1 protein-coding gene is annotated in these 635 nt (G+C 77.5%); it reads left to right on the top strand.

Annotated elements, in window-relative coordinates:
* Positions 1-635 (top strand): BTAD domain-containing putative transcriptional regulator (locus tag ACFQ87_RS46125; RefSeq protein ID WP_380617030.1); only part of this gene is annotated, 635 nt, incomplete at both ends.

Here is a 635-nt window from a genome sequence, read left to right as displayed (position 1 = left end):
CGGCTGCGCCGGTTGCTGTCGAGCTGCTGACCGAGGCGCTTTGGGAGGAGGAGCCGCCGCGGCATTCTCGCACGTTCATCCAGAACCGAGTTTTGGGGATGTGCGCGGTGCTGGCCGCGCACGGGGCCGGCGACGGCGGGGTCGAGCTGGTGACCGACGGCGGCGCGTACCTGCTGCGGGTGCCCGAGTCGGCGGTGGACGCAGGGCGGTTCGAGCGGCTCGTACGGTCGGCCCGCTCGGCGCCGGACGCGGGCGCATCGATGGCGGTGCTGCGCGAGGCGCTCGGGCTGTGGCGGGGGCCGGCGCTGGCCGGGACGACGCCGAGCCTGCCGCTGCGGTGCGCCGCACAGGCGCTGGAGGAGCTGCGGCTCGCGGCGGTGGAGGAGCTGGCGCGCGCGTACGGGCTGCTCGGTGACCACGGGGCGGCGGCCGCGGTGCTGGGCACCGAGGCCGCGCTGGACCCGCTGCGGGAGTCGCTGGTGGCGGCACTGATGACCGCGCTGGGGCAGGCCGGGCGGCGCTCGGAGGCGATGGAGTGGTTCCACCGCGCCCGCCGGGCCCTGGCCGAGCAGTTGGGGATCGGTCCGGGGGCGGAGCTCGTCGGGGCGCACGAGGCGCTGCTGCGCGCCGACGCC

It is taken from the genome of Kitasatospora sp. NPDC056531 (genome assembly GCF_042794375.1).
GTDB lineage: Bacteria > Actinomycetota > Actinomycetes > Streptomycetales > Streptomycetaceae > Kitasatospora.
The sequence above is the reverse complement of the archived record's forward strand: the minus strand, read 5'-3'. Positions and strand labels throughout refer to the sequence as shown.